The sequence below is a fragment of the Thiohalorhabdus sp. Cl-TMA genome (assembly GCF_041821045.1).
Taxonomy (GTDB): Bacteria; Pseudomonadota; Gammaproteobacteria; order Thiohalorhabdales; family Thiohalorhabdaceae; genus Thiohalorhabdus; species Thiohalorhabdus methylotropha.
Genome location: NZ_JBGUAW010000037.1, coordinates 1 through 1296, shown reverse-complemented (window position 1 = coordinate 1296; position 1296 = coordinate 1). Strand labels below are relative to the sequence as shown.

Annotated in this window: 2 protein-coding genes; both read right to left on the bottom strand. The window is 67.7% G+C overall.

Annotated elements, in window-relative coordinates:
• Positions 1-4 precede the first annotated feature (4 nt).
• Positions 5-1030 (bottom strand): IS3 family transposase, encoded by a 1026-nt coding sequence (locus ACERLL_RS17755; protein WP_373657431.1) that lies wholly within the window; start codon positions 1028-1030, stop codon positions 5-7.
• Between the two features lie 35 nt (positions 1031-1065).
• Positions 1066-1296: transposase (locus ACERLL_RS17750; protein ID WP_373657430.1), on the bottom strand; the 231-nt coding region annotated here is incomplete at its 5' end.

Here is a 1296-nt window from a genome sequence, read left to right as displayed (position 1 = left end):
GGACTCACGCTGCGGCTTCCTCCGTATCCGAGCGAAAGGCTCGCTCGGGGTTCAGCCAAACCGATCCGGCCGGTGTCCAATCGCGGGTCCGCCCGCGCCAGCGCCCCGGGTTGGCGGCCCTGGCTTCCTCGTAGATGGCCTGGCGCTCGGCCAGGATGGCCGTATCCTCGCCGCTATGCCGCTGCTGCGGCGTAACGTAACGGATTCGGCTGTGCCGATTTTCCTCGTTGTACCAGCGGACAAAGCCATGGACCCATGCCCGAGCCGCTTCCAGACTCCCGAATCCCTCGGTGGGGTAGTCCGGCACGTATTTGCACGTGCGGAAGACGGCCTCGGAGTAGGCGTTGTCGTTGGACACCCGCGGGCGGCTGAAGGAGGGCTCCACTTCCAGCCGTCGCAGAGTCTCCAGCATGGTGGCGCCCTTCATCGGCGACCCGTTGTCCGAGTGCAGCACCAGGGGCTGATTGATGCAGCCTTCCGCCAGAACGGCCCGTTCCACCAGATCCGCACCCAGGGCCGCCGACTCGCGCTCATGGACCTCCCAGCCCACGATCTTGCGGGAGTACAGGTCCAGGATCAGGTACAGATAGAAAAACAGACCCCGGGCCGGCCCACCCAGCCAGGTCACATCCCAGGACCACACCTCGCACGGACCATCCGCCCGGTAGGTAGTGGGTTTGGGCTGGCGCACCGGCGCCTTGGCCCGGCCGCGATGGTGCTGCTCGCCGTGCGCCCGCAGGACTCGGTAGAAAGTGGCCTCGGAGGCGATGTAGCGGCCTTCCTCGTCCAGCAAGCGGGCAATGATCTGCGCCGGCGGCAGATCGGCCCAGCCGGGCCGGTGACAGGCTTCCAAGACCGCAGCGACCTCCGCCTCGGTAAGGGCGTGCGCCGGCGTCGGCCGTTCAGCCTGAGGCCGCCTGTCCGCCTGCACAGCGCCTTCGCCTGTCCAGCGCTGGTAGGTCCGGGCCGTCAGGCCCAACGCCCTGCAGGCGGGCGCCAATCGGGCGCCCGCAGCCCGCGCCTCGTCAATCAGTTCAACGGCCTGGTAGCGATCCGAGGGGCAAATCAGCCGTCCTCGTCGTCCCCCCAGATCGCCTGGGCCTTTTTTCTTAGCGTCAAAAGCGCCGCCGTCTCGGCCAGGGCCGCTTCCTTGCGCTTGAGCTCCTTTTCCAGCTCCTTGGCCCGTTTGCGCTCGGCCCGGGCTTCAGCCCCACTCTGGTGCCGCTCGCTGTCGGCCAGCTCCGTAGCCCGTTCGCAGTCAGATCGCCACTGCTGGAGCTGTTCCAGATACAGCCC